Origin of the sequence: Methylobrevis albus (assembly GCF_015904235.1) — a bacterium.
Lineage (GTDB): Bacteria > Pseudomonadota > Alphaproteobacteria > Rhizobiales > Pleomorphomonadaceae > Methylobrevis_A > Methylobrevis_A albus.
In genome coordinates this window covers 155,932-180,005 of record NZ_JADZLT010000050.1, presented here as the reverse complement: position 1 = coordinate 180,005, position 24,074 = coordinate 155,932, and the positions used below count along the sequence as shown (strand labels likewise).

General features: G+C 71.3%; 27 protein-coding genes. 15 read left to right on the top strand and 12 right to left on the bottom strand.

The window, feature by feature from the left end; genetic code table 11:
- The first annotated feature begins 54 nt into the window (after positions 1–54).
- From I5731_RS10575 to I5731_RS10560, 4 genes are all read left to right on the top strand, one after another.
- Entirely contained in the window at positions 55–855 is an 801-nt protein-coding gene (locus I5731_RS10575) for a TIGR02594 family protein (protein WP_197311354.1), read from the top strand.
- Between the two features lie 185 nt (positions 856–1,040).
- Positions 1,041–1,937 carry a mechanosensitive ion channel family protein gene (locus tag I5731_RS10570; RefSeq protein WP_235981704.1) on the top strand — a complete coding sequence of 299 codons (897 nt, stop codon included), beginning with the start codon at positions 1,041–1,043 and terminating at the stop codon, positions 1,935–1,937.
- Positions 1,938–1,986: 49 nt separating this feature from the next.
- Positions 1,987–3,378: an aspartate aminotransferase family protein gene (locus I5731_RS10565; RefSeq protein ID WP_197311353.1), complete on the top strand. Its 1,392-nt coding sequence runs from the start codon at positions 1,987–1,989 to the stop codon at positions 3,376–3,378.
- A 5-nt stretch (positions 3,379–3,383) separates the two neighbouring features.
- Positions 3,384–4,679, top strand: coding sequence for an NAD(P)/FAD-dependent oxidoreductase (locus tag I5731_RS10560; RefSeq protein WP_235981703.1), 1,296 nt, complete (start codon positions 3,384–3,386; stop codon positions 4,677–4,679).
- 210 nt (positions 4,680–4,889) lie between these two features.
- Here I5731_RS10560 and I5731_RS10555 read toward each other — a convergent pair whose 3' ends face one another.
- From I5731_RS10555 to I5731_RS10540, 4 genes are all read right to left on the bottom strand, one after another.
- Complete coding sequence (locus I5731_RS10555) at positions 4,890–5,111, bottom strand: SlyX family protein (protein WP_197311352.1); 222 nt, start codon at positions 5,109–5,111, stop codon at positions 4,890–4,892.
- Positions 5,108–5,878 carry an oxygen-dependent tRNA uridine(34) hydroxylase TrhO gene (gene trhO / locus I5731_RS10550; RefSeq protein WP_197311351.1) on the bottom strand — a complete coding sequence of 257 codons (771 nt, stop codon included), beginning with the start codon at positions 5,876–5,878 and terminating at the stop codon, positions 5,108–5,110. The genes I5731_RS10555 and trhO overlap by 4 nt, the downstream gene beginning before the upstream one ends.
- Positions 5,879–6,120: 242 nt before the next feature.
- Positions 6,121–6,777, bottom strand: a complete 657-nt coding sequence (locus tag I5731_RS10545; protein WP_197311350.1) for a CoA transferase subunit B — start codon at positions 6,775–6,777, stop codon at positions 6,121–6,123.
- The gene (locus tag I5731_RS10540) at positions 6,777–7,493 is read right to left on the bottom strand and encodes a CoA transferase subunit A (protein ID WP_197311349.1); all 717 of its coding nucleotides are present in this window, start codon (positions 7,491–7,493) and stop codon (positions 6,777–6,779) included. The genes I5731_RS10545 and I5731_RS10540 overlap by 1 nt, the downstream gene beginning before the upstream one ends.
- A gap of 383 nt (positions 7,494–7,876) precedes the next feature.
- Between I5731_RS10540 and I5731_RS10535 the strand changes: the two genes are divergently transcribed.
- The 9 genes from I5731_RS10535 (at position 7,877) to I5731_RS10495 (ending at position 14,726) form a co-directional block, all read left to right on the top strand.
- Positions 7,877–8,299: a Tat pathway signal protein gene (locus tag I5731_RS10535; RefSeq protein ID WP_197311348.1), complete on the top strand. Its 423-nt coding sequence runs from the start codon at positions 7,877–7,879 to the stop codon at positions 8,297–8,299.
- Between the two features lie 81 nt (positions 8,300–8,380).
- Positions 8,381–9,340, top strand: a complete 960-nt coding sequence (exbB, locus tag I5731_RS10530) for a tonB-system energizer ExbB (protein ID WP_197311347.1) — start codon at positions 8,381–8,383, stop codon at positions 9,338–9,340.
- 15 nt (positions 9,341–9,355) lie between these two features.
- A complete protein-coding gene (gene exbD, locus I5731_RS10525; protein ID WP_197311346.1) occupies positions 9,356–9,796 on the top strand; it encodes a TonB system transport protein ExbD in 441 nt (146 codons plus the stop codon).
- Positions 9,793–10,803: an energy transducer TonB family protein gene (locus tag I5731_RS10520; protein ID WP_197311345.1), complete on the top strand. Its 1,011-nt coding sequence runs from the start codon at positions 9,793–9,795 to the stop codon at positions 10,801–10,803. The genes exbD and I5731_RS10520 overlap by 4 nt, the downstream gene beginning before the upstream one ends.
- 62 nt (positions 10,804–10,865) lie before the next feature.
- On the top strand, positions 10,866–11,426 hold the full coding sequence (locus I5731_RS10515) for a sigma-70 family RNA polymerase sigma factor (protein ID WP_197311344.1): 561 nt from the start codon (positions 10,866–10,868) through the stop codon (positions 11,424–11,426).
- The gene (locus I5731_RS10510) at positions 11,416–12,177 is read left to right on the top strand and encodes an anti-sigma factor family protein (protein WP_197311343.1); all 762 of its coding nucleotides are present in this window, start codon (positions 11,416–11,418) and stop codon (positions 12,175–12,177) included. The genes I5731_RS10515 and I5731_RS10510 overlap by 11 nt, the downstream gene beginning before the upstream one ends.
- 72 nt (positions 12,178–12,249) lie before the next feature.
- Positions 12,250–12,972, top strand: a complete 723-nt coding sequence (locus tag I5731_RS10505) for a Bax inhibitor-1/YccA family protein (protein WP_197311342.1) — start codon at positions 12,250–12,252, stop codon at positions 12,970–12,972.
- A gap of 108 nt (positions 12,973–13,080) precedes the next feature.
- Positions 13,081–13,671, top strand: coding sequence for a DUF2076 domain-containing protein (locus I5731_RS10500; protein ID WP_197311341.1), 591 nt, complete (start codon positions 13,081–13,083; stop codon positions 13,669–13,671).
- Between the two features lie 134 nt (positions 13,672–13,805).
- Complete coding sequence (locus I5731_RS10495) at positions 13,806–14,726, top strand: LysR family transcriptional regulator (RefSeq protein WP_197311340.1); 921 nt, start codon at positions 13,806–13,808, stop codon at positions 14,724–14,726.
- Here the strand turns inward: I5731_RS10495 and I5731_RS10490 are convergent.
- From I5731_RS10490 to I5731_RS10460, 7 genes are all read right to left on the bottom strand, one after another.
- The gene (locus I5731_RS10490) at positions 14,651–15,874 is read right to left on the bottom strand and encodes an aminotransferase class III-fold pyridoxal phosphate-dependent enzyme (RefSeq protein WP_197311339.1); all 1,224 of its coding nucleotides are present in this window, start codon (positions 15,872–15,874) and stop codon (positions 14,651–14,653) included. The two genes, I5731_RS10495 and I5731_RS10490, sit on opposite strands and share 76 nt — an antisense overlap.
- Positions 15,875–15,879: 5 nt before the next feature.
- Complete coding sequence (locus I5731_RS10485; protein WP_197311338.1) at positions 15,880–17,166, bottom strand: TRAP transporter large permease; 1,287 nt, start codon at positions 17,164–17,166, stop codon at positions 15,880–15,882.
- Entirely contained in the window at positions 17,163–17,699 is a 537-nt protein-coding gene (locus I5731_RS10480) for a TRAP transporter small permease (RefSeq protein ID WP_235981744.1), read from the bottom strand. The genes I5731_RS10485 and I5731_RS10480 overlap by 4 nt, the downstream gene beginning before the upstream one ends.
- Before the next feature lie 92 nt (positions 17,700–17,791).
- Positions 17,792–18,787 carry a TRAP transporter substrate-binding protein gene (locus I5731_RS10475; protein WP_197311336.1) on the bottom strand — a complete coding sequence of 332 codons (996 nt, stop codon included), beginning with the start codon at positions 18,785–18,787 and terminating at the stop codon, positions 17,792–17,794.
- Positions 18,788–18,902: 115 nt separating this feature from the next.
- Positions 18,903–19,577 (bottom strand): SCO family protein, encoded by a 675-nt coding sequence (locus I5731_RS10470; RefSeq protein WP_197311335.1) that lies wholly within the window; start codon positions 19,575–19,577, stop codon positions 18,903–18,905.
- Entirely contained in the window at positions 19,574–20,083 is a 510-nt protein-coding gene (locus I5731_RS10465; RefSeq protein WP_197311334.1) for a hypothetical protein, read from the bottom strand. Before I5731_RS10465 ends, I5731_RS10470 begins: the two co-directional genes overlap by 4 nt.
- 5 nt (positions 20,084–20,088) lie before the next feature.
- On the bottom strand, positions 20,089–20,511 hold the full coding sequence (locus I5731_RS10460) for a hypothetical protein (RefSeq protein ID WP_197311333.1): 423 nt from the start codon (positions 20,509–20,511) through the stop codon (positions 20,089–20,091).
- 207 nt (positions 20,512–20,718) lie between these two features.
- On the opposite strand from I5731_RS10460, the gene I5731_RS10455 reads away from it, so the two are divergent.
- Positions 20,719–21,033: a hypothetical protein gene (locus I5731_RS10455; RefSeq protein WP_197311332.1), complete on the top strand. Its 315-nt coding sequence runs from the start codon at positions 20,719–20,721 to the stop codon at positions 21,031–21,033.
- A gap of 69 nt (positions 21,034–21,102) precedes the next feature.
- Positions 21,103–22,005: a LysR family transcriptional regulator gene (locus tag I5731_RS10450; protein WP_197311331.1), complete on the top strand. Its 903-nt coding sequence runs from the start codon at positions 21,103–21,105 to the stop codon at positions 22,003–22,005.
- A 6-nt stretch (positions 22,006–22,011) separates the two neighbouring features.
- Here I5731_RS10450 and I5731_RS10445 read toward each other — a convergent pair whose 3' ends face one another.
- Positions 22,012–23,958, bottom strand: coding sequence for a hypothetical protein (locus I5731_RS10445; protein ID WP_197311330.1), 1,947 nt, complete (start codon positions 23,956–23,958; stop codon positions 22,012–22,014).
- Positions 23,959–24,074 lie beyond the last annotated feature (116 nt).

Genomic DNA, 24,074 nt, shown 5'->3' with positions numbered 1-24,074 from the left:
GACGAGGCGCGCCCGCCGGGCGGGGTGCCGGGGCCGGGTGGGGGAGATGGGGCGATGGCGGTTCCTCTGACGAAGCCGGCGGTGGTCGCGGCGCCGGTCTCCGCACCGGCACCCGCACCGGCGTTCAAGTCGCAGTATTTCGGCCCCGAGAAGATCGGCGCGGCCGTGCTGGACAGCCTCGACTACGGCTCGGCGCCGTGGATGAAGCCGGCGGTCGCCGAGTTCCGGCGCGGCGGCAAGGGCGTGCAGGAGGACTACCGCTCCTACAAGACGGTGCTCGCCGAGGAGCAGAAGCTGCGGCGCGGCCTGATGAAGTCGTTGCCCGCCGACGACCGTGCCGCCCTCGAGAAGGACCTGCGCGCCGCGCGGCTGCGCGCCGTGAAGGAGGCCAATCCCGAGATCAACAAGTACTTCGACGCGGTCACCACGCCGCCCGACAAGCGCGGCCGCGAGTATCACGTCTCGCCGGTGGTCCCGAGCGGCAGCGGCCTGATCGTGACGCCGTGGTGCGCCGCCTTCGTCGGCTGGTGCATCCGGCAGGTCTATTCGGAGAAAACCATGGAGATCGCGCACACCACGGCAATCTCCTGGACCGAGTTCGGCATCGGCATCGCGCATCCGAAGTTCGGCTGCGTCGCGGTGAAGCGCAAGACCGGCGGCAACCGCAACAACGAGGGCACCGGCCACGTCGGCTTCTTCTGGAGCCGTGCCGGCGAGGTCGTCTATCTGCTCGGCGGCAACCAGAACGACGGCGTCAACGTGATGAGCTGCCGCGCCGCCGACATCGTCGCCTGGCGCTGGCCGGCGATGTCACTCAGCGGCTACCTCGCGGGCAACCGCGACCGCACGGCCTGAGCGGGGCCATGATGATCGTCGCCCCCGGACATCTCGCCCCGACCCGCCGCCGCGCCGCGGCGGCTGCATGCGATGCCGGTCCGGATGGTGGAGAATCGAACCTCGGCGCGGGTCTCGCCGTTGTCGGCGCAGTGGCCGCGTTCGCGGTCGCGGTTCCGACACTCCCGCTCCGGATACCCGCCCTCATGGATCTCAGCCTCTCCCCCCAGGAGTTCGACACCCTCGCAGCGACGCTGATCGCCTGGTCGATCGCCTTCGTGCCGCACCTCGTCGCGGCGATCGTCATCTTCGTCGTCGGCCTCTTCGTCGCCGGCTGGGTGTCGCGCGGCGTCAGCGGCCTGCTCGGCCGCGCCCCGCACGTCGATCCGACGGTGCGCCCGGTGGTCGCCGCGGTGCTGCGCTACGGCATCATCGTCTTCGTCATCATCCTGTCGCTCAGCCAGCTCGGCGTGCAGACCGCCTCGCTGTTCGCGATCCTCGGCGCCGCCGGCCTCGCCATCGGCCTCGCGCTGCAGGGCACGCTCACAAACATCGCCGCCGGCGTCATGCTGCTGTGGTTGCGCCCGTTCAAGATCGGTGACTACATCGAGGTCGGCGCCGTGGCCGGCACCGTGCGGGAAATCGGGCTGTTCGTCTGCGAGCTCGAGACTTTCGACGGCATCTACGTGCTGGCGCCGAACTCCTCGATCTGGAACCTGCCGCTGCGCAACCATGGCCGCAACGGCCGCCGCATGGTGAGCCTCGCGACCATGGTCCCGAAGGACGCCGACCTCGCCGCCGCCGTCGCCCGGCTGAACGACGTCGTCGCCGCCGACGGCCGCGTGCTCGCCGAGCCGGCCCCGGTGGTCTTCGTCGACGGCTTCACCGGCGCCGGCACCAATGTCGTCACCCGTTTCTGGACCACGACGGCCAATTTCGCCGAGGTCCAGCGCACGATCATCGCCGAGGGGGTCGCCGCCTTCGGCAGCGCCGCGCAGCCGGCCGAGATGCCCGTCCAGATGACCCGCACGATCCCGCCCGATGCCGACCCGTCGCGGCTGATCGTGCGCAACGACAAGCTGGCCGTCGCCAGACGGCCGTAACGGCGCCGGCGTCGCCAACGCCGCGCGCCGGTGCGCCAAGGAGAACAACGTGACCGTCTCGAACCTCTACCCCACCGGCCCGCTGCGCGCGCTCGACGCCGCCCATCACCTGCATCCCTTCTCCGACATGAAGGCGCTCAACGCCGAGGGCTCGCGCATCATCGTGCGCGCCAAGGGCTGCTTCCTCGAGGACAGCGATGGCAACCGCATTCTCGACGGCATGGCCGGGCTCTGGTGCGTCAACATCGGCCACGGCCGGCCAGAGATCGCCGAGGCGGTGCAGGCGCAGATGGCGGAGCTCGCCTACTACAACACCTTCTTCAAGACGACCCACCCGCCGGCGATCCGCCTCGCCGAGCTGCTGGCGGAGCTCTCGCCGCCGCAGTTCAAGCACGTCTTCTTCACCGGCTCCGGCTCGGAATCGAACGACACCGTGCTGCGTCTCGTGCGGACCTACTGGGCGAAGCTCGGCAAGCCGGACAAGAAGGTGATCATCGCCCGCCGCAACGCCTATCACGGGTCCACCGTCGCCGGCGCCAGCCTCGGCGGCATGGGCCCGATGCACGCGCAGGGCGGCCTGCCGATCCCCGGCATCCACCACATCGCCCAGCCCTACTGGTTCGACGAGGGCGGCGAGCTGTCGCCCGAGGAGTTCGGCCTCGTAGCCGCGCGCGAACTCGAAGTCGCGATCGAGCAGCTCGGCGAGGGCAATGTCGCCGCCTTCATCGCCGAGCCGATCCAGGGCGCCGGCGGCGTCATCATCCCGCCCTCCACCTACTGGCCCGAGGTCGCCCGCATCTGCAAGGAGCGCGAGATCCTGCTGGTCGCCGACGAGGTCATCTGCGGCTTCGGCCGCACCGGCCGCTGGTTCGGCTCCGAGTTCGTCGGCATCGAGCCCGACCTGATGCCGGTCGCCAAGGGCCTGTCGTCGGGCTACCTGCCGATCGGCGGCGTCCTCGTCGGCGAGAAGGTGGCGAGCCTGATGGTCGCCGGCGAGTTCGGCGATTTCAACCACGGCTACACCTATTCCGGCCACCCGGTCGCCTGCGCCGCCGCCATCGCCAACCTCCGGATCATCCGCGACGAGGGCCTCGTCGAGCGGGTCGCCAACGACATCGGCCCCTACCTCCAGAAGAAGTGGCTGGCGCTCGGCGACCATCCCCTCGTCGGCGAGGCGCGCATGGTCGGCCTGATCGGCGCGCTTGAACTGGTGCCGGCAAAGCCCGAACGCCGCCGCTTCCCCGATCCCGGCAAGGTCGGCACGATCTGCCGCGACTTCTCGTTTGCGAACGGCCTCGTCATGCGCGCGGTGAAGGACACCATGATCATCTCGCCGCCGCTGGTGCTCAACCACGAGGAGGCCGACGAGCTGGTGCGCCTCACCGAGAAGACGCTCGACGATACCTACGCCGCGCTGAAGGCCGACGGACGGATGGGCTGACCGCCATGCCGCTGATGCCGCGCGAGGGCAGGGCGCCGCATGCGCCGTCGTGGTACGCCGCCTCCGCCGGCCCGCTGCCGGCATACCCGGCGCTCGCCGGCGAGACGCGGGCCGATGTGGTCGTCGTCGGCGCCGGCTACACCGGCCTCGGCGCAGCCCTGCGCCTCGCCGAGCGCGGCTACGACGTCGTCGTGCTCGAGGCGAACAAGGTCGGCTGGGGTGCCTCGGGCCGCAACGGCGGCCAGATCCACCCCGGCCAGCGCCGCGACCCGGACTGGCTCGCCGCCCGCCTCGGCGAACCCGCCGCCCGCCGCCTCGTCGGCTTCGCGGAAGAAGCGCGCCGCCACCAGCTCGGCCTGATCGACCGCCTCGGCATCGACTGCGATCTCCGCCCCGGCCTGATCGAGGCGGTGCACCGCGCCCGCGACGTCGATGGGGCGAAAGCCCACGCCGAGCGGCTGACCGAGGCCTGGGGCCTCGGCCCCTACCGCGTTCTGAACCGGGCCGACACCGCGGCGGCGCTCGGCACCGACGCCTATTTCGGCGCGGCGATCGACCCGACCGGCGGCCATCTCCACCCGCTGAAATTCGCCCTCGGCCTCGCCCGCGCCGCGAGCGCCGCCGGCGCGCGCATCTTCGAGGACAGCCGGGCCGTCGGCGTCGAGCACGGCGCCAAGGTGCGGCTGCGCACGGCGGCGGGCAGCATCGTCGCCGACGCGCTGGTGCTCGCCGGCAACGGCTACCTCGCCGGCCTCGATCCCGACACCGAGGCGCGCATCCTGCCGCTCAACAACTTCATCCTCACCACCGAACCGCTAGGGCCCGAGGGCGACGCGCTGCTGCCCGGCGGCGAGGCGGCGGCCGACAGCCGCTTCGTCGTCTACTACTGGCGGATGACGCCGGACCGCCGGCTGCTGTTCGGCGGCGGCGAGACCTTCGGCGCGAAGTTCCCGGCCGATATCGCCGGCTTCGTGCGCCGCCACATGGCGAAGATCTACCCGCAGCTCGCCGATGTCGCGGTCAGCCACGCCTGGGGCGGCACCCTCGGCATCACGGTGAACCGGCTGCCCTACGTGCGCCGCCCGAAGCCCAACGTCTGGGTCGCGGCCGGCTATTCGGGGCAGGGCGTGATGATGGCGCCTTACGCCGGCCACATCCTCGCCGAGGCGATCGCCGGCGTCACCGAACGCTTCGACGCCTTCGCCGCCCTGCCATGCCCGCCGTTCCCCGGCGGCAAATGGCTGCGCTTCCCGACGCAGGTGGCGGCGATGAGCTGGTTTGCGCTGCTGGATCGGCTGTGAGCGGCGCTTTACCGTGGGGCCTTCCCCCCTCCCTGTCCCTCCCCCGCTTCGCAGGAGAGGGGACGATGGGCGATGGGACTTTCGCAAAACAGCGACTGCGCCGAAGCGAGACTCCAGTGACCCCGGGAGTCCCATCCTCCTGCGTCCCCTCTCCTGCGAAGCGGGGGAGGTGCGCAGCACGGGAGGGGGGAAGCCCCACGGCAAAACCCCTCAATAATGCGGCGGCGGCGGCTCCGGCGGGCCGGCGGACGCCGCGGCCCGTTCGGCCTGGGTCACCCGGTCCGACAGCCGCTCCAACTCGCGCTTCAGCGCGTCGACCAGCGTCCACTGCGCGGTGATCGTCGCGTTGAGGTCCTCGATGGTGTCGTCCTGGTAGGCGATCCGCATCTCCAGCCGGTCGACGCGGGCGGCGAGGTCGTCGTCGGGGCTCATGGCTCATCCTTCTGGAGACCGGCGTCGCGTTCGCGCGGGCCGGGGCGTTCGGCGAGACCATGCCCGAGCGCGACGCGCTCGTCGAACACGAAGCAGTCGCCGCGCCAGCGGCTCTCCGCCTCGGGCACCTGTTCGAGATAGGCGAGAATGCCGCCCTTGAGGTGGAACACCTCGTCGAAACCGCGCGCCAGCAGCAGCGCCGAGGCCTTCTCGCAGCGGATGCCGCCGGTGCAGTACATCGCGACGCGCCGCTGCCGGACGGGGTCGAGCGCCCGGTCGACATAGGCGGGAAACTCGGAAAAGCGCTCGATCTCCGGGTTGGCCGCGCCCTCGAACCGGCCCATCCGCACCTCGAAGTCGTTGCGGGTGTCGAGCACCACCACGTCGGGGTCGGCGATCAGCGCATTCCAGTCTTCCGGCGCGACATAGGTGCCGACGCGCCGCGTGGGGTCGGCCGCCGCATCGCCGATGGTGACGATCTCCGGCTTCACCTTGACCTTCAGCCGCCCGAACGGCATCGCCGCAGCGGTAGAGTATTTCAGCTCCAGCCCGTCCCGCCCGCCGAACGCCGGCTCCGCGGCGAGCGCCGCCAGCACGGCCTCGACCGCGTCATCGGTTCCCGCGATCGTGCCGTTGATCCCCTCGCCGGCGACGAGCAACGTCCCCTTCACCCCGCCGGCCTCGGCGACGGCTTGGAGCCGGTCGCGGAGGGCGGCGGGGTCGGGGATCTCGACGAAGCGATAGAGGGCGGCGACGGTGAACGACATGGCCGCGGGGATATCAGGCGGGGTGGGGTGGTGGAAGGGGGGCGTGCCGTGGGGCCTCCCCCCTCCCGTGCTGCGCACCTCCCCCGCTTCGCAGGAGAGGGGACGATGGGGGATGGGACTTTCGTAAAACAGAGGCTACGCCGAAGCGATTCGCTGCTGATGGGGGCGCCCTAACCTCCTGCGTCCCCTCTCCTGCGAAGCGGGGGAGGGACAGGGAGGGGGCCGCCCCACGGCACGAAACCTCAAGCCGCCTGCAGCGCTCCCGCCACCGTGAACGACGCCTCGGTCTGCGCCTTGACCTCGTCCACCGTCACGCCGGGGGCGAGTTCGATCAGCGTCATGCCGGTGCCCCCCGCCTTGTCGATCTCGAAGACGCAGAGGTCGGTGACCACCATGTCGACGACGCCGGTGCCGGTGAGCGGCAGGTTGCAGCGCTTCAAGAGCTTCGGCTCGCCCTTGGCGGTGTGCTCCATCAGCACGACGACGCGCTTGACGCCGGCGACGAGGTCCATCGCGCCGCCCATGCCCTTCACCATCTTGCCCGGAATCATCCAGTTGGCGAGGTCGCCGTTTTCGGCCACCTGCATCGCGCCGAGGATCGAGAGGTCGATGTGGCCGCCGCGGATCATCGCGAAGCTGTCGGCCGACGAGAAGAAGCTCGTCGACGGCAGTTCGGTCACGGTCTGCTTGCCGGCGTTGATCAGGTCGGCGTCCTCTTCGCCCTCATAGGGGAACGGGCCCATGCCCATCATGCCGTTCTCGCTCTGCAGCTGGACCGACATGCCCTCGGGAATGAAGTTCGAGACCAGCGTCGGGATGCCGATGCCGAGGTTCACGTAGAAGCCGTCGCGCAGCTCCTTGGCGGCGCGGGCCGCCATTTCGTCACGGGTCCAGGCCATCAGACGGTCTCCTCGACGGGACGCTTGCGGGTGGTGCGCTGCTCGATGTGCTTCACCGGGTTCGGCACGTGCACCATGCGCTTCACGTAGATGCCCGGGGTGTGGATCTGGTCCGGGTCGATCTCGCCGACCTCGACGAGATGCTCGACTTCGGCGACGGTGACCTTCGCGGCGGTCGCCATCATCGGATTGAAGTTCCGCGCGGTCTTCCGGTAGACGAGGTTGCCTTCCTTGTCGCCCTTGAAGGCGTGCACGATCGAGAGATCGGCGAACAGGCCGCGCTCCATCACGTAGTTTTCGCCGTCGAACTCGCGCACTTCCTTGCCTTCCGCCACCAGCGTGCCGACGCCGGTCTTGGTGAAGAAGGCGGGAATGCCGGCGCCGCCGGCGCGGATGCGCTCGGCCAGCGTGCCCTGCGGATTGAACTCGAGCTCGAGCTGGCCGCCGAGGAACTGCTGCGCGAACAGCTTGTTCTCGCCGACATAGGACGAGATCATTTTCCGGATCTGCCGGGTCTCGAGCAGGATGCCGAGGCCGATGCCGTCGACGCCGGCATTGTTGGAGATCACGGTGAGCCCCTTCACGCCGGATTCGCGCACGGCGAGGATCAGCGACTCAGGGATGCCGCAGAGGCCGAAGCCGCCGGACATGATCACCATGTCGTCCTTCAGCAGGCCGGCGAGCGCCTCCACCGCGGTGGAATGGACCTTTCGCAAGGCGGGTGTCCTTTCTTGTGTTCCATTGGTCCGGACAAAGTGCCCGGATCGCCTGTCGATTTCTACAACGAACATTTTTGCGGACAAGCCAGTCCGGCACGGCACTGTGCGAGTGCAAAAATTAAATCGATTGAAATGCACGTCGGTGCGTGCGCCGCAACAGTGTCGGGCTTCTCGTCGTCCCGAGGCGGGGTGCGGCACGTCGCCCGGCGCCGTCACAGGCTCCTTCGTGCGCTTGACGAGTCACTGATGGGCAGGAGAGAGCGGTGCGGACAGGCGGTTGCATCGCTCGAATTGTGGAGTTAGAAGCTCAAGTTAAATCGCCGGTCGAAATCCGGCGGGTTTGCGGGTGCCGGGTGCGGCCGACGGGTGTGGAGTGGGCGATGAGACGGACGGCGATTCTGCTGGCGGCGATGTGCTGCGCGGGGGCGGGGCCTGTCGGGGCGCAGGACCAGGCGGCGATTCCGATCCGGATCGAACTCAACCGGCTCGAGGCCGCCGGCAGCGATTGCCGCGCCACCGTCGTCGTCGAGAACGGCCCCGTCGCACTCGCGTCGCTGAAGCTCGACCTCGTGATCTTCGACGGCGCGGGCATCGTCGCCAAGCGGATCGCGGCGGAGCTCGCGCCGCTCGCCCGCGGCAAGACCGTGGTGAAGACGTTCCCGGTCGCCGGCCTCGCCTGCCCGGACGTCTCGCGCGTGCTCGTCAACGAGATCATGTCCTGCACCACCGATGCCGGGCCGGCCACGGACTGCATGGACCGCATCGAGACCGCCAGCCGCACGCCGGCGCGCTTTTCGAAATGACAACCCGCCGCCCGTGACGGCGGCGGCAGCGGATCCGGCCTCCGGGCACCGGAACCATCAGTTCGGTTTGAGGACATCGGCATGACCCTGCGCACGACCTTCGTCCTTGCGGCGACGCTTATCGCCCTCGCGGCGCCGGCCTCCGCCCAGACGACGGCGCCGGCTGGCGCCCCCGCCGAGACGATCGCGCCGGCGGCGCCCGCCGCCCCCGCCGAAACGATCGCACCGGCCGAGCCCGCCCCGGCCGGCGCCCCCGGCGACCTGCCGGGCGCGCCCGCCGAGGTCGACGCCGCCGCGCCCGATGCCGACCTCGTCGCCGAACCCGCGCTGCCGGAGCTCGCCGCCCCGGCGACGCTGCCGCACGACCTGTCCCCCTGGGGCATGTTCATGGCCGCCGACATCGTCGTGAAGGCGGTGATGCTCGGCCTCGCCTTCGCGTCGCTGGTGACCTGGACGGTCTGGCTGACCAAATCGCTGGAAATCTGGCTGGCGACCCGCGGCGTGCGCCGCGCCGGGCGCCTGATCGCCGAGGCGCGCAATCTCGCCGAGGCGGCGGAGACGGTCGGCTTCCGCCGCGGCCCGGCGCCGCTGATGGTGCGCGCCGCGGCCGCGGAAGTCCGCGCCTCGGCGGACCTGCCCCCCGGCGGCCTGAAAGAGCGCGTCGCCTCGCGGCTCGACCGCATCGAGGTCGGCGTCAGCCGCGGCATGATGCGCGGCACCGGCGTGCTGGCGACGATCGGCTCCACGGCACCCTTCGTCGGCCTGTTCGGCACGGTCTGGGGCATCATGAACTCGTTCATCGGCATCTCGCGCGCCCAGACCACCAACCTCGCCATCGTCGCGCCCGGCATCGCCGAGGCGCTGCTCGCGACCGCGATCGGCCTCGTCGCGGCGATCCCGGCGGTGATCATCTACAACGTGTTCGCCCGCTGGATCGCCGGCTACCGCGTGCTGCTCGCCGATGCCTCGGCCGAGATCCAGCGCCTCGTCTCGCGTGACCTCGACCGCCTGCGCGCCGGCCGTCTCGGCGCGGCGGAATAAAGGGGAGGGCGGGACATGGCCGGCAAGCTCGACGACGGCGACGACCTCACCGAATCGCACGAGATCAACGTCACGCCGTTCATCGACGTGATGCTGGTGCTGCTGATCATCTTCATGGTGGCGGCGCCGCTCTCCACCGTCGACGTCGCCGTCGACCTGCCGGGCTCCACCGCGCCGGCGCAGCCGCGGCCCGACAAGCCGATGTACCTCACCGTCAAGGAAGACCTGTCGCTGGTGCTCGGCAGCGAGCCGGTGGCGCGCGAGGCGCTCGGTGGCGCCCTCGATGCGTTGAGCGGCGGCAACAAGGACGAGCGCGTCTTCCTGCGCGCCGACCGCTCGGTGTCCTACGGCGACCTCACCGAGACGATGAACGCCCTCCGCGCTGCGGGCTACCTGAAGATCGCTCTCGTCGGCCTCGAAACCCTGCCGGGCTCCGGGCTCGGCCCGGCTCCATGAGCACGCTGGTCCTTGGCGGCGCCGTCCGCGGCGGCGACATCGGCGGGCGGCCGAGCCTATGGGTGGCGAGCTTCGCCCTCGTCGCCATGCTGCACGCCGCCGGCGGCTTCGCGCTGCTCGCCCGCGACGAGGCGCCGCTCGCGAACGAGGCGCCGGAAGCCGCGATCATGATCGACCTGCCGGCCGAACTCGCGTTGCCGCCCGCCGAATCGGTGATGAGCATCGCCTCCGAGACCGCCGCCGAAGTGCCGCCCAGCGACGCGCCGAGCGAGACGGTGGAGCAGGCGACACCGGCCGAGACCGTCGAGACGGTGGCGGAGGAAGCGCCGCCCGAGCCGGTCGAGGCGACCGAGCCGCCGCCCGAGGACGCCGTGGAGCCGCCGCCGCCGGACGCCGTCGAACCGCCGCCGCCCGAGACCGTCGAGCCGCCGCCGATCGAGGAGGTCACCGCCGAGCCGATGCCGTCGGAGGTGATCGAGACGCCGCCGGCCGAGGTCGCGCTGGAGACGCCGCCCGAGGTGGAGATCGCCGAGGAGGTCGTTGCGCCGCCAGTGCTGCCGACGGCGAAGCCCCGCCCGCCGCGCGAGCCGGTGCGCCAGACCGCCCAGAAGCGCCCCGAACGCACGGAACGTCCGAAGGCACCCGCGCGCACCGAAACCCGCGCCCCGCCGCCGGCCCCGGCCGCCGTCGCCGGCCGCCAGGCGAGCGGCGCCGGCCAGCCCGACCCCAGCGCCCTGCGCCGCTACATGTCGGCGATGCGCGCCGACATCATGCGCCAGCGCCGGTCGGTGCGTGGTGCGGCCAGCCGGCGGGTCAGCGCGACGGTACAGTTCGTGGTCGCTCCGTCGGGGGCGGTCTCGTCGGTCGCGATCGTCCGCTCGTCGGGCGACAGCGCTGCCGATGCGGCCGTCGCCGACATGGTGCGCCGCGCCTCGCCGCTGCCGCCGATGCCGCCGGCCGTCGGGACGTCGCCGCGGCGCGTCTCGATCCCCATCCGATTCGAATGACGACTTCGAAGATTCTTTGGAACGACCGGGACTAGTCGCCGCGCGGCCGGCGTATATGGGGCATGAGCGAACCCGAGCCTCCCGATGTCGTCAGTCACCTCGAGCCGATGACGCGCTATGCGCGGTCGCTGGCGCGCGGCGATGCGGCCGAAGCCGACGATCTCGTCGGCGAGGCGCTGCTCAAGGCGCTCGAATCCGGGGCGTCGTTCCGGCCCGAGGGCAATCTGCGCGGCTGGCTGCTCTCGATCCTGCACAACACCTTCATCAGCCGCCGCCGCCGCGATGCGGCGGAGGCGCGCCGGCGCTCGGCCCTCGCCGACATGACGACGACGCACCAGCAGCCGCCGTCGCAGGATGGCCAGCTGCGCCTCGCCGAAGTCGGCCGCGCGCTGATGGCGCTCCCCGAGGAGCAGCGCGCCGCGCTGCACCTCGTCGCCGTCGAGGGCCTGTCCTATGCCGAGGCGGCCGTGGTGCTGGGCGTTCCCGTCGGCACGCTGATGTCGCGCCTCGCCCGCGGCCGCGCCGCGCTGCGCGCCTGGGAAGAGACGCGCGACGGGCCGGCCGGCGCCCCGCGCCGCGGCCCCCCCGACCTCAAGCTCGTCGGAGGTTCCGATGCATCCTGATTTCCAGTTCGGCGAGGACGACCTCGTCGCCTTCGTCGACGGCGAACTGCCGCTCGAGCGCCGGGTCGAGGTGGAAGCCTTCCTCGCGCGCAATCCGGCGATCGCCGCCCGGGTGATGGCCGACCTCTCGCTGCGCGACGCCATGCGGGCCGCCTGCGGCGGTCCCGTGGCGGTGACGTCGTCGAACCGCGCCGCCGCCTTCCGCCTCGTCGCCGGCCTGCGCCGCCGCCGCGGCTTCGTCGCCATGCGCCGTGCCGCCTCGATCGGCCTGCTGATCGGCGCCGGCTGGGTCGGCCATGCCGTGTTCCTCACCACCGGCGTCAGCGTCGCCGCCGACGCCCGGCCGGCCTTCATCGAGGACGCGGTGCACGCCTACCACACCGCGGTGCTGCGCGCCGAACTCGACTCGCAGCCGGAAGCCGAAGCCTTCGACCCGGGCGAGCTCGCCGCCGGCACCGGCATCGCGATCCCCGCACTGCCCCAGGGCTGGCAGGTGCGCGACGCGCAGGTGTTCCCGACGCGCAGCGGCCACTCGATCGAGATGATCGTCGAGGACGCCGCCGGTGATCGGCTGTTCCTGTTCGCCGCGCGCTCCGGCAGCTTCGACGTGATCCCGCCCTCGCTCACCATCACCGATGCCGGCCGTACGGCCTACTGGCAGGTGGGCGAGACGGTGTACGCCCTCTCCGGACCCATACCGGACGAGGACATGCGGCGGCAGGCGCAGACGCTCGCCGCCAGCCTCTACTGACCTGAAACCTCGACCGTATCGGCGTCGCCCCCGGGCGGCGCCCGTCCGCAATCCGAACCGACGGGAGTCCTCATGATCGATCGCAACTCCGCCTTCTCGACCGGCGCCTACGGCCGCGAGGCCGGCGCCCTCTTCGACGAGGGCCTGCGCGCACACATGCTGCGCGTCTACAACTACATGGGCCTCGGCCTGGTGATGACCGGCCTCATCGCCTTCATCGTCTCGTCGACGCCGGCGCTCTACATGCCGATCTTCGGCTCGCCGCTGAAGTGGGTGGTGATGCTGGCGCCGCTCGGCTTCGTGATGTTCCTGTCGTTCCGCTTCGACAAGATGTCGACCGGCGCGGTGATGGGCACGTTCTGGGCGTTCTGCGCCGTGATGGGCCTGTCGATGGCCTCGATCTTCCTGGTCTTCACCGGGGCGAGCATCGCGCGCACCTTCTTCATCACCGCCACCATGTTCGGCGCGATGAGCCTCTGGGGCTACACCACCAAGGCCGACCTCTCGAAGATGGGCTCGTTCCTGTTCATGGGCCTGATCGGCATCGTGATCGCGAGCATCGTCAACATCTTCCTCGGCTCGAGCGCGCTGCAGTTCGCCATCTCGGTGATCGGCGTCGTGGTGTTCACCGGCCTCACCGCCTACGACACCCAGCGCATCAAGGAGACCTACGCCGAGCATTACGGCGAGGACGCCAACCAGAAGATCGCGGTGATGGCGGCGCTGTCGCTCTACCTGAACTTCATCAACCTGTTCCAGATGCTGCTGCACCTCACCGGCACGCGCGAGGAATAAGCCGCGGCCCGATCGTCGGCGAACGCGCCGCGATCGTCCGGAACGACGAGCCCCTGCCGCGCGTTGGTGCGGCGGGGCAGTTGACGATCCCAAGGGAGTGAACCCGACATGAATCGCGAAGAGCAGGATCTGATCCGCGGCCTCTTCGGCCGCCTGTCCGAAGTCGAGCGCACCGCCGCGCCGCGCGACCCGGAGGCCGAGGGCTTCATCGGCCAGCAGCTCGCCTCGCAGCCCGGCGCGCCCTACTACATGGCGCAGACCATCATCGTGCAGGAGCAGGCGCTCGAAGCCGCCAAGCAGCGCATCACCGAATTGGAGCAGGAGGCCGAGCGCGGCCGCAGCTCCGGCGGCCTGTTCGGCGGTCTGTTCGGCGGCGGCAGCCGCTCGGCGGCACCGCGCAGCGTGCCCTCGATCGGCGGCGCGAACCGCGGCGGTGCCTATGGCGCCGGTGCCGCGGGCGCCGCGGCCCAGGCCGGTCGCCCGGCCGGCGGCGGCTTTCTCGCCGGCGCGGCGCAGACCGCGGTCGGCGTTGCCGGCGGCATGATGCTCGCCAACATGCTCGGCGGCATGTTCGCCGGCGACGAGGCCCAGGCGGCCGAGACAGCCGACGCCGGCGCGGAAGACGCGGCGGCGACCGAGGACACCGGCGGCGGCTTCGACGACGGTGGCGGGTTCGACTTCGGCGGCGACGAATTCTGACCGCTGCCGCCCGGCTGCGGCCGGGACGCGGATCCCGCGTTGCGAGGACTTCGCGCCGGGGCGCCGCTGATCTAGACTGGCGATCGTGAAACAGGCCGGCCCGGTTCCCTGGGCCGGCCTTTAACGGTCGGACCATGCAGCATCTCGACACCGAAGCCCTTGCCGTCTTCGTCGCCGTCGTCGATGCCGGCGGCTTCACCGCGGCCGCGACGCGGCTCGCCAAGACGCAGTCGGCGGTCAGCGTGGCGCTGTCGCGCTTCGAACAGCGGCTCGGCGAGAAGCTGATCGACCGCTCGCGCCGCGAGCTCCGCCTCACCCCCGCCGGGGAACTGCTGATCGGCCCCGCCCGCGAGATGCTGGCGATCGAGGGCCGGGCCCTCGCCACACTTCAAGGCGACCGGCTGCGCGGGCGCGTGCTGGTCGGCATGCCCGACGACTATCTCGGCGTCTTCGGCCCGAAGCTGATCGAGGGCTTCACCGACGAGAACCCCGGCATCCGCACCGAAATCCTCTGTGACTTTTCCACCCGGCTCGAGAAGCTGGTCGCGACCGGCGAGATCGACATCGCGGTGATCACCCGCGAGCGGGCCGGCGAGACCGGCGACTATCTCCGCCGCGAACGCCTCGTCTGGGTGGCGCCGCCCGATCGCCCGCTCGAGCGCGAGCGGCCGCTGCCCCTCGCCCTCTTCCCCGAGACCTGCCGCGCCCGGCCGCACGTCATCGAGGCGCTGGCGCGCGCCGGGCGAAGCTGGCGCCTCGCCTGGACCTCGTCGCACCTGCCGTCGATCCAGTCGGCGATCGCGCTCGGCAAGGCGGTGACGGCGCTGCCGGCGTCTGTCGTGCCCCCGGGCCTGCGCATCGTCGAGGACGATGCCGGCCTGCCGCCGCTGCCGCCCGTCGAGCTCGCCGTCATCACCGGCGACGCGCCGCGCGCCCCGGTGCGCCGCCTGCGCCGCTTCCTGCTGACCGAATTCTGCGATCAGCCGGCCGCGGCGGCCGCGAACGCCCCCGCGAGTTCCGAGATGACGCCGGCATCGTGGGCCGACGAGAGGTAGAGCCGGCCGTAGGGTGAGGGCATCGTCATCACGCCGTGCCGCCTGAGCGCGGCGTGCAGCGCCGCCGAGCGCTCCGGCCGCAGCCGGGCGTGGGCCTCGGCATAGCTGCGCGGCGCCGCATCCGCGAACCACACCGTGAACACAGTGCCATAGCCGGCGGTGGCGACCTTGGTGCCCGCCTCGGCGAAGCTTCGCTCGATCGCAGCGCGCAGGCCGTCGCCGCGCGCGACGAGGCCGGGATAGTCGATCAGCGGCAACTCGGCGAGCGTCGCGATCACCGCGGCGGCGGCGACCGGGTTGCCGGCGTAGGTGCCGCCGCGCGAGGCGCGGCCGTCCTCGCCGGCGATCATCACCTCGGGCCGGCCGACGACGGCGGCGACCGCGACGCCGCTGCCGATCGCCTTGCCGACGGTCGCGAGATCCGGCTCGAACCCCAGCCGGTGGCTCGCGAGACCGGGCGCGATGCGAAAACCCATCAGCACCTCGTCGGCGATCACCAGCGCGCCGTGGCGGCGGGCGACTTCGGCGACATGGGCGAGATAGCCGGGGTCGGCGACGATGCAGCCGGCGTTCGCCATCATCGGCTCGACGATCACCGCGGCGATGTCCGGCGTCTCGGCGAACAGCGCCTCGACGTCGGTGAAGTCGTTGTAGCGCAGCAGCGTGGTGCGGCCGCGCCGGGGCCGGGTGTTGTCGGTCATCGCCGCCTCGGGCGCGCCGGCGTTGCCGAAGGCGACGTCGTCGTACCAGCCGTCGAAGCCGGCGGCGGCTTTCGCGATCAGCGTCCGGCCGGTGACGGCGCGGGCGATGCGGCAGGCGAGGTGCACCGCCTCGCTGCCGGTGCTGGTGAACACCACCTGCGACAGCGGCCCGGTCAGCGCGGCGAGCGCCGCGGCGGCCTGTTCCTCGCGGTCGTGCGCGAAGGCGGGCGAAGCGCCGTCCGCCATCGCCACTGCCACCGCGGCGACGACGGTCGCCGGCGCATGGCCGAGGATCGTCGCACCGAAGCCGAGCGCGGTGTCGACGTAGCGCCGGCCGCGGTCGTCCCAGAGGTAGGGACCGGCCGCACGGGCGACGATGAAGGGCGTGCCGTCGAGCGCCGGGACGGCGCGTCCGGCGCTGGAGATTCCGCCGACGAGATGGCGCATGGCGTTCAGGTCCTGAGCAGACGCGGCAGCCATTCCGTCAGGAACGGGAACAGCACCAGGAGAATGAGCACGACGACACTGGCGATCCAGAACGGCACCAGCCGCTTGGAGACCGACCACATGTCGACGCGGGCGATGTTGCAGACGACGAAGATGTTGGTCCCGACGGGGGGCGTGTAGAGTCCGATCCCGAGCGCCACCGACATCAGCACGCCCGACTGGAACGGGCCGATGCCCGCCTCGGCGAGGATCGGCGCCAGGATCGGCGCGAGGATGATCAGCGCCGGGCCGAGGTCGAGCCAGAGGCCGGTGAAGAGCAGCAGCAGCACGACGAGCACGATCCGCCCGGCGGTGCCGACGTCGAGGCCGGTGATGAAGGCGGCGGCCTGGGTCGGCAGTTGCTCGACGGTGAGGATCCAGGCGAAGGGCGTCGCGAGCGCCATGATCATCATGATCGCCCCGGTCGCGGTGACCGTTTCCACCGCCGCCGGCCAGAGGTCGCGCAGGCGGAACTCGCGGTAGAGCCCGACGCCGACGGCGAAGGCATAGAGCACCGCCAGCGCGGCCGCCTCGGTCGCGGTAGCGAAGCCGCCGAGGATGCTGCCGAGCACGAACACCGGCATGCCGAGCGCCGGCAAGGCGGCGACAAAATCGCGACGGAAGCTCGCGAACCCGCCGGTCACCTCCATACCGCGCCAGCCGTTGCGACGGCCGACGATGTAGCTCGTCAGCATGAACAGCGCGGCGATCACGATGCCGGGCAGGATGCCGGCGAGGAACAGGCCGGCGATCGAGGTGTTGGTCAGCACCCCGTACATGATGAAGACGACGCTCGGCGGCACGATGATGCCGAGCGTGCCCGAGGCGGCGGTGAGGGCGGCGGAGAAGGCGCGCGGATAGCCGCGCTCCTCCATCTCGTCCACCATCAGCTTGGCGACGGCGCCGGTGTCGGCGGTCGCCGAGCCGCTGATGCCGCCGTAGACGAAGGCGGTGGCGACGTTGACGAGGCCCATGCCGCCGGTGAAGCGGCCGAAGAGGTGTCCCGCGAGGCGCATGATGCGGCCGGTGAGGCCGCCGCGGTTCATGATCTCGCCGGCGAACAGGAACAGCGGGATCGCGGCGAGCGACAGGCTGTCGGCGCCGCGGATCGTCTGCTGCGCGTACCACACCGCCGGCACGGAAAGATCACCGAAGGTGAGCGCCGCGACGCTGGCGATGCCCATGCTCCAGACGACCGGCACCCCGGCGGCGAGCGCGGCGAAGAAGGCGGCAAACAGGATGGCGATGGTCATCGGCCGGTCTCCCCGTCGGCGGGAGCCGCGGACGGCTCGTTGTCATCGCGCAGCGCCGACACGATGCGGCAGCCGGCGATCAGCATCGCGGCCAGCGCGAAGGCGAGCAGCGACAGGCTGATCACCGCGTTCGGCCAGCGCAGCAGCGGGGTGGGCACGTGGCCGGAGCGGTTGACGACGAGGCCGGCGCTCCAGGCGAGCTTGACGGCGAGCACCGCGAGCACGACCGCCGCCCCGATGCGCAGCGCGCGCTTGAGGCCGCCGCGGGCGCGGTCGGAGAACAGCGCGAAGGCGACGTTTTCACCCCGGGTTTCGGCCAGCGCCGCGCCGAGGAAGGTCGTCCAGAGGAAGCCGATCGCGGCGACCTCGAAGGTCCACTCGAGACCGCGGAGGGCGAAGAAGCGGGCGAGCACGCCGAGCACGGTTGACGACAGCGTCACCGCAAAGGCGGCGACGCCGAGCACGGCGAGGAGTTGCCCGGTCCGGCCGACGACGCGCTCGGCGATGTCGGCAGCGCCGGGCGTTGGCGGCATATGGGTCACGGGCGAGGGTTCCGGCATCGTCGGTCGAAGGGCCGCCACGGCGCCAAAGCAGCGCCGCGGCGGGCTGGGCGATCGTTCCGGGATCAGGAGCCGGACGCGGCGGCGCGCACTTCGGCGACGAAGTCCGTGCCCCACTCGGCGCCGAACTGCTCGTAGACCGGGTCGACCATCGCGCGGAACGGGCCGGTGTCGACGGTGTTGACGGCGACGCCGTTCGCCTCGAGTTCGGCGGTCACCTTGGCATAGGCGCCGTCGAGGGCGGTGCGATACCAGGCGATCGTCTCGGTGGCGGCCGTCTTCACCGCGGCCTGCTGCTCTTCCGTCAGGGCGTCGAAGCGGTCCTTGTTCATGAACCAGTAGTTCGGCGTCCAGATGTAGTTGGAGACCGAGAGATACTTCGTCGATTCATACCACTTCTGGTCGTAGAAATCGCGGATCTCCGGCTCGACGCCGTCGACGACGTTCGACTGCAGCGCGGTATAGACCTCGCCGAACGGGATCGACTGCGGCAGCGCGCCGAGCGCCTTCATGGTGGCGAGGATCACCGGGTTCGGCGGCGTGCGCAGCTTCATGCCCGCGATGTCGGCCGGCGTCGCGATCGCCTTCGAGGTGGTGGCGAACTGGCGGAAGCCGCTGTCGAGCGCGCCGAGCATCAGGAAGCCGTTGTCGGCGCCGGTGGCGAACACCTTCTGGCCGACCGGGCCGTCGAGGAAGGCGTGCGCCGCGGTCGCATCGCTGAACAGGAACGGCAGCGTCACGACGTTGAGCTTCGGGTCGATCGGGTCGGCGACGCCGCCGAGGCCGATGTCGATCGAGCCGCCGCCGACGCCCTCGGCGATCGGGCCCTCGTCGCCGAGCTGGGCGTCGGGGAAGATCTGCACGGTGACGTCGCCGCCTGTCGCCGCCGACAGCTTGTCGGCGAACATCACCACGGCGTCCTGGATCAGGCTCTGCGAGCTCGAAGCGTGGGCGAGCCGCAGCGTCTCGGCGGCGAGCGCGCTGCCCGACAGCAGCGACGCGGCGAGCGCGCCGAGGAGGGTGGCGGCGATCGTGGTCCTGGAATTTCTGTTGCTGGTCATTTTGTTGTTCCCCGCTGGTTCGGTGTCACCGAGTTCATCCCTCGGAGCCGCCGGACGCAACGCCGGAACCGCACCGAACCATGACAGTCTGTCATGATCCGATGCGTGGCCGCCGCTACGCCTTCGCGGCATAACCGGCGAGCAGGGTCGCCAGCCGGTCGATGCCGGCGCCGTGCGGGACGAGCGTCAGGAAACGCCCGTCGGGGCCCATCAGGAACGTCAGCGCGCCGTGGTCGACGATGTAGGCCCCCGCCGCGTCGCGCAGGTGCTCGGCCTCCGGCCCGTCCAGCGGCACCCGGCGGCGATGCACCCGGTAGGCTTTCGCCACCGCGGCGATCTCCGCTTCCGTTCCCGTCAGCCCGAGCGTCGCGGGATGAAACGGGGCGAGATAGCTGGCCAGCACCTCGGGCGTGTCGCGGGCCGGGTCGACCGTGATGAACAGCGGCTGGATCCGGGAGGCGAGGTCGCCGATTTCGGCGAGCGCCCCCTGCTGCACGGCGAGGTCGACCGGGCAGACGTCGACGCAGTGGGTGAAGCCGAAGTAGACCAGCATGAGCGCGCCGCGAAAGTCGGTGTCGCTCACCCGCGTGCCGCGGTGGCTCGTCAGCGTGAACGGCCCGCCGAAGCGGCCGGCGAGCGGATCGACCGGCACGGCCGCCGCCCCATGGGCCTCGTGCGCTGCGGCAGGCCTGAGACCGGCGAGGCCGCAGGCGGTGGCAAATCCGAGCCCGGACAGCACCGACCGCCGCGACGGCAGCGGCCGCGGCCCGGTGGCGAAGCCCGCCGTCACGGATCCACCGCCAGTCCCGGGATGCCGAACACGCCGTTCGCTTCGATCGTCGCCTGCACCTGCGGGTCGGCGCGGTACCACTCGTCGGTGGCGCCGTTTTTCGCGGTCCAGTCCGTGATGAAGGCATCGGCCGGCTTCAGCTCGGCGTCGGCGGCGGTCTTCAGGTTCTGCACGAAGAGCAGCGACATCGCGGGGTTGGCGATCAGCAGCCCGTCGACCGTGACGGTCTGGCCGCAGAGCGGCGCGAGATCGACGACGGCGCCGGCGAAGAACACGTTGCCCTTGGCGGCGGCGAGCAGCTTGCCGTCGCCGGTGAGCAGGCCGAGCTGGCGCTTGCCGCCGCCGCAGTCTGGCGCGCAGTCGCCCTTCAGCGTGCACAGCAGGTCGACGACCGTGCCGTCGAGGGTGACGAGTTCCTCGTGCTCGATGCCCCAGCCGTCGGCGGCAAGAACAGGCGTCGCGAGAAGCAGGGGGAGGGCCGCGAGGGCGGCGAAAGCACGCTGCATGGCGATCACTCCCCGAACGGCACGATGCCGTTCTCGTCGTGGGTGAGGTTGACGATGCCCTTGTCGTCGGCGACGGCGTCGACGAGCAGGTACTTGACCCCGTCGCGCTCGAGCAGTTCGCCGTCCACGGTCACCTGATGGCTCTGGATCGTCACCAGCTTCGGGTTCGCCACCGAGACGTCGTCGTCACCGAGCCTGAGCACCATGTAGAAGTTGCCGTCGGCATCGCGGATGCTGACCGGAATGCCGCCGACCGCGCACCAGACCGCGCACTGGTGGTGCGCCGTGCCATAGGCGAACATGATGCCGGTCACCGCGCACCAGGTGTCGACCAGTTCCCCCGTCACCTGCACACGCGTCTCGGCAACGGCCGGCGCGGCCGGCCACATCGCCGCAGCCGCCAAGGCTGCGAGCCATCGGTACTTCATCGTCCCCTCCCTATTCTTCCCGGATAGAATACATCTTCCAGCCGGACGACAATTGCATGTCTTCGCGCGGACCGAATTCAAATCGCGACCCGCCTGTTGTCACCGCTTCGTGAAGCGCGCCGCCGAAAATGCTTCGCTGCGCAAGCAGTGCGTCAATGAACATTTAAGTGTGCGAGATCAGCATGGCGGAGGGGTCGGAGCCGCCACGTGTTCAAGGTCGTCAACGGATTTGCCTGCACGAGCGGATGCGACGTCGCGGTCGCCAAGAAGGGTGTCGACCCGCGCAATCCGCGCAACGACCCCGTCAAGCAGGAGATGCTCGACGCCAAGGACCCGGCCAAGGCCGCCCGCAAGGCGGTGGAGGAGGCCCGCGAGGCGCGTCTCGACCCGCGCCGCAGCGACGACCCGGCGGTCGTCTACGGCGGCGCGCTCGCCGGCCGGGCAACAGCCGCCACCTCCACCGCACCCGCCGGCGTCGGCACCGCGTCGCCCCTCGGCAGCCGCCTCGACATACTCGTCTGAGGCGCCGCCGCCCGGGTTGCGACCCTTGGCCGTTTGACCGCGCCGCAGCCCGCGTGCTTAGGCTTCGTCATGCTCGACAAGCTGGAACTTCTCCTTGCGCTCGCCCGGGAACGGCACTTCGGCCGGGCCGCGGAAAGCGCCGGGGTCAGCCAGCCGACGCTGTCGTCGGCGGTCAAAAGCCTCGAGGAGCAGCTCGGCGTCTTGCTGGTCGAGCGCGGCTCGCGCTTCCAGGGCTTCACGCCGGAAGGCGAGCGCATTCTCGACTGGGCCCGCCGCCTCGTCTCCGACGCCCGCGCCATGCGCATGGAGGTGCAGGCGCTGAAGAAAGGCCCGGCCGGCAACCTCAGGCTCGGCGTCATCCCGACCGCGCTGCCCTTCGTCAGCGAACTGATCAACCCGATCGCGATCCGCCACCAGGAGGTGCGCTTCTCGGTGCACTCGATGACCTCGGACCAGATCCTGAAGGGCATCGAGAACCTCGAACTCGACGCCGGCGTCTCCTATCTCGACCCGTCGCTGCCCGCCCGCTTCTCCACCGTGATGCTCTACGAGGAGCGCTATTCGCTGCTCGTCGCGCCCGGCGGCCCCTTGAAGGACCGCACCGAGATCCGGTGGACCGAAGCGGCGTCGATCCCGCTCTGCCTGCTGACGCCCGACATGCAGAACCGCCGCATCGTCGAGCGCCATCTGCGCGATGCCGGCGTCGAGGTCGCGCCGCGCCTCGAATCGAATTCGCTGATCGTGTTGCATACCCATGTGCGCTCGGGGCTCTGGGCGACGATCATGCCGGCCCGGCTGCTCGAAAGCATGGACCAGCCCGGCATGATGCAGGCGATCCCGATCGTCGAGCCGACCGTGTCGCACGCGATCGGCCTGATCATGACCCGGCGCGAGCCCCTGCCGGCCCTCGTCGGCGTGCTGCTCGCCGAAGCGCGCAAGAACGCCCAGCGCTCCGGCCACCGGCCGACCTGAACGCCGTTAGCCGGGGCCGGCCGCCGCCTCGGCCTCGGCCCGCAGGAACACCGGGCTGCGCGCGCCGAGCGCCTCGACCTCACCGTAGTCGAACGACCCGAACGGCAGCGCCGCATCCTCGACGTTGCCGATGCGGCAGGGGCCGGCGGCGATCCGGCGGTAGCTGTAGAACAGCGCGTTCTGGTCGATCCACCAGGCCCGGTTGCCGGCCTCGATCGCGTGGTCGAGATGCTGCGCGATGTCGCGCGCGATCCGCTCCGCCGCGGTGATCCCGGCGGGCGTCGCGCGCAGCACGACGCAGGCGGCGTTGATCTGCGCCCAGGGGTGCAGCCGCGGATAGCGCATGATCGGCCGCTTCTCGCCCTGCGACGCGCGCACTATCCGCACCCGGTCGTACATCCGGAGCCCGAGGTCGGCGTCCGCGAAGGCAGCCGCCAGCGCTTCGGGCGCGGCGCGGAACCGGACGTCGATGTCGGTGAGGATCACCGTGTCGGCGACGACGCCGAGGAACTCCGGCCCGCGCAGGAAGCGCATGCTGGCGTAGTAGGCCGGCAGCGTCAGCGGCGGCGTCTCGAAGGAGAGGCCGACGTTGCCGTCGCTCTCCGCGAGGGTGCGCGCCTCCTCCTCGATGCCGGGACGCGTCGCGGCGATATGGAAATGCACCCGCATCGTGCTGCCGTGCCGGCGCAGCGAGGCAAGATAGGCCGCCGCATAGCGCCGGAAATAGCCGGCGTCGGCGCAGCAGACGAGGGCGGCGGGGGCGCGGATCGCCGGCCCAGCCAGCCGCATCGGCGTGTCGAACCGGGTGGTGACCGCGCCATCGGGCAGCGCGACATGGAAAGTCGCCCCGGCATCGCGAAAGGCCTTCGCCCGAAGTTGCCACCGGCCCGAGCGCGCCAGCCGGCGCGCCGCCCCCGCGAGATCGCCACGCAGGAACGCGACGGTCGCCGTCACATAGCGGCGGTTGCCGCCGACGGGCACGAAGGCGAGCCGCTCGGCGCGGGCGAGCTGCGCCGCCCGGAAGTCGGCGTCGTCCCAGAAGCTCCGCGTCTGGGAGAGCCGCGCCAGCCAGGTCGCGACCCGCAGGTTGGAGATCCGCGGCACGCGGGCGAGCCGCCGGGCGAAGGCGGCGAGCGCGAGCTGCTTCATCGCCTCGGCCTCCGGCACGGCGGCGAGGAACAGCTCCTTGCGGCGGAGAAAATCGCCGAGCTCGAAGTAGCCGGCGCTCGCCGTGAAGACGCGGAACTCGGCCTCGTCCACGGGCTGCAGCCCGAACAGCGCCAGCCGGTCGGCCGCGTGCGCGAAGCGGAAGCGGAAATCGAGCAGCGCGACCCGGTTCGCCCGCGCGACGAGCGCCGGCCGGGCCGCCAGCGCGGCGTGAGCGGCGGCGTCGCCGTGCTGCCGCCAGTCGGCGCGGGCGAGCACGGTCTCGGCGACCGACAGGAACTCCGCCATCGCATCGCGGCCGCGGCGGGCGTTTTCGCCGGCGATCACCAGCGCCGTCCCCGTGTCGCGGCGGATCAGCGCGGCATGGAAGCGCAGCCGATCGCGCAGGCCCCGCGCGGGGCAGGCGGCGCCGATGCCGTCGAGGCGGTCGGCCGCCGTGCCGTCGCCCCGCTCGAGCCGCGCCCCGCGGCGTCCGGCGAGCGCCAGGGCGGCGTAGGCGGCGAGCAATGCGGCAATCCGGCCGCGTCCGGCGGCCGCCGCAAGCCGGGCGAGCGCGAGCGGGCCGTCGTCGGTCGCGGCGGCAAACTCGGCGGCGGCGAGGTGGATCAGGCCGAACCGGTCGCGCCGGCGCCCGAGCAGCGCCGCATAGTCGGCGCGCAGCCGCGCTACCGCGGCGGTGCGGGGATTGCGCTTCGAATGCCGCAGCAGCACCACCTGCTGCAGCACCGCCATCCGCGCGAGCCGGGCGTAGTCGGCGACAGGTCCCAGCCAGCGGTCGAAGCTCATCGGTCTCGGGGGTTCCTGCGTCGGTCGCCGAAAGCTATAGCCGCCGGTTGCCGTTGGCGACAACCAGGCGCGCGTCGTCGGCATGGTCCCGAGGAGCGTTTCAAAAAAACTATCGA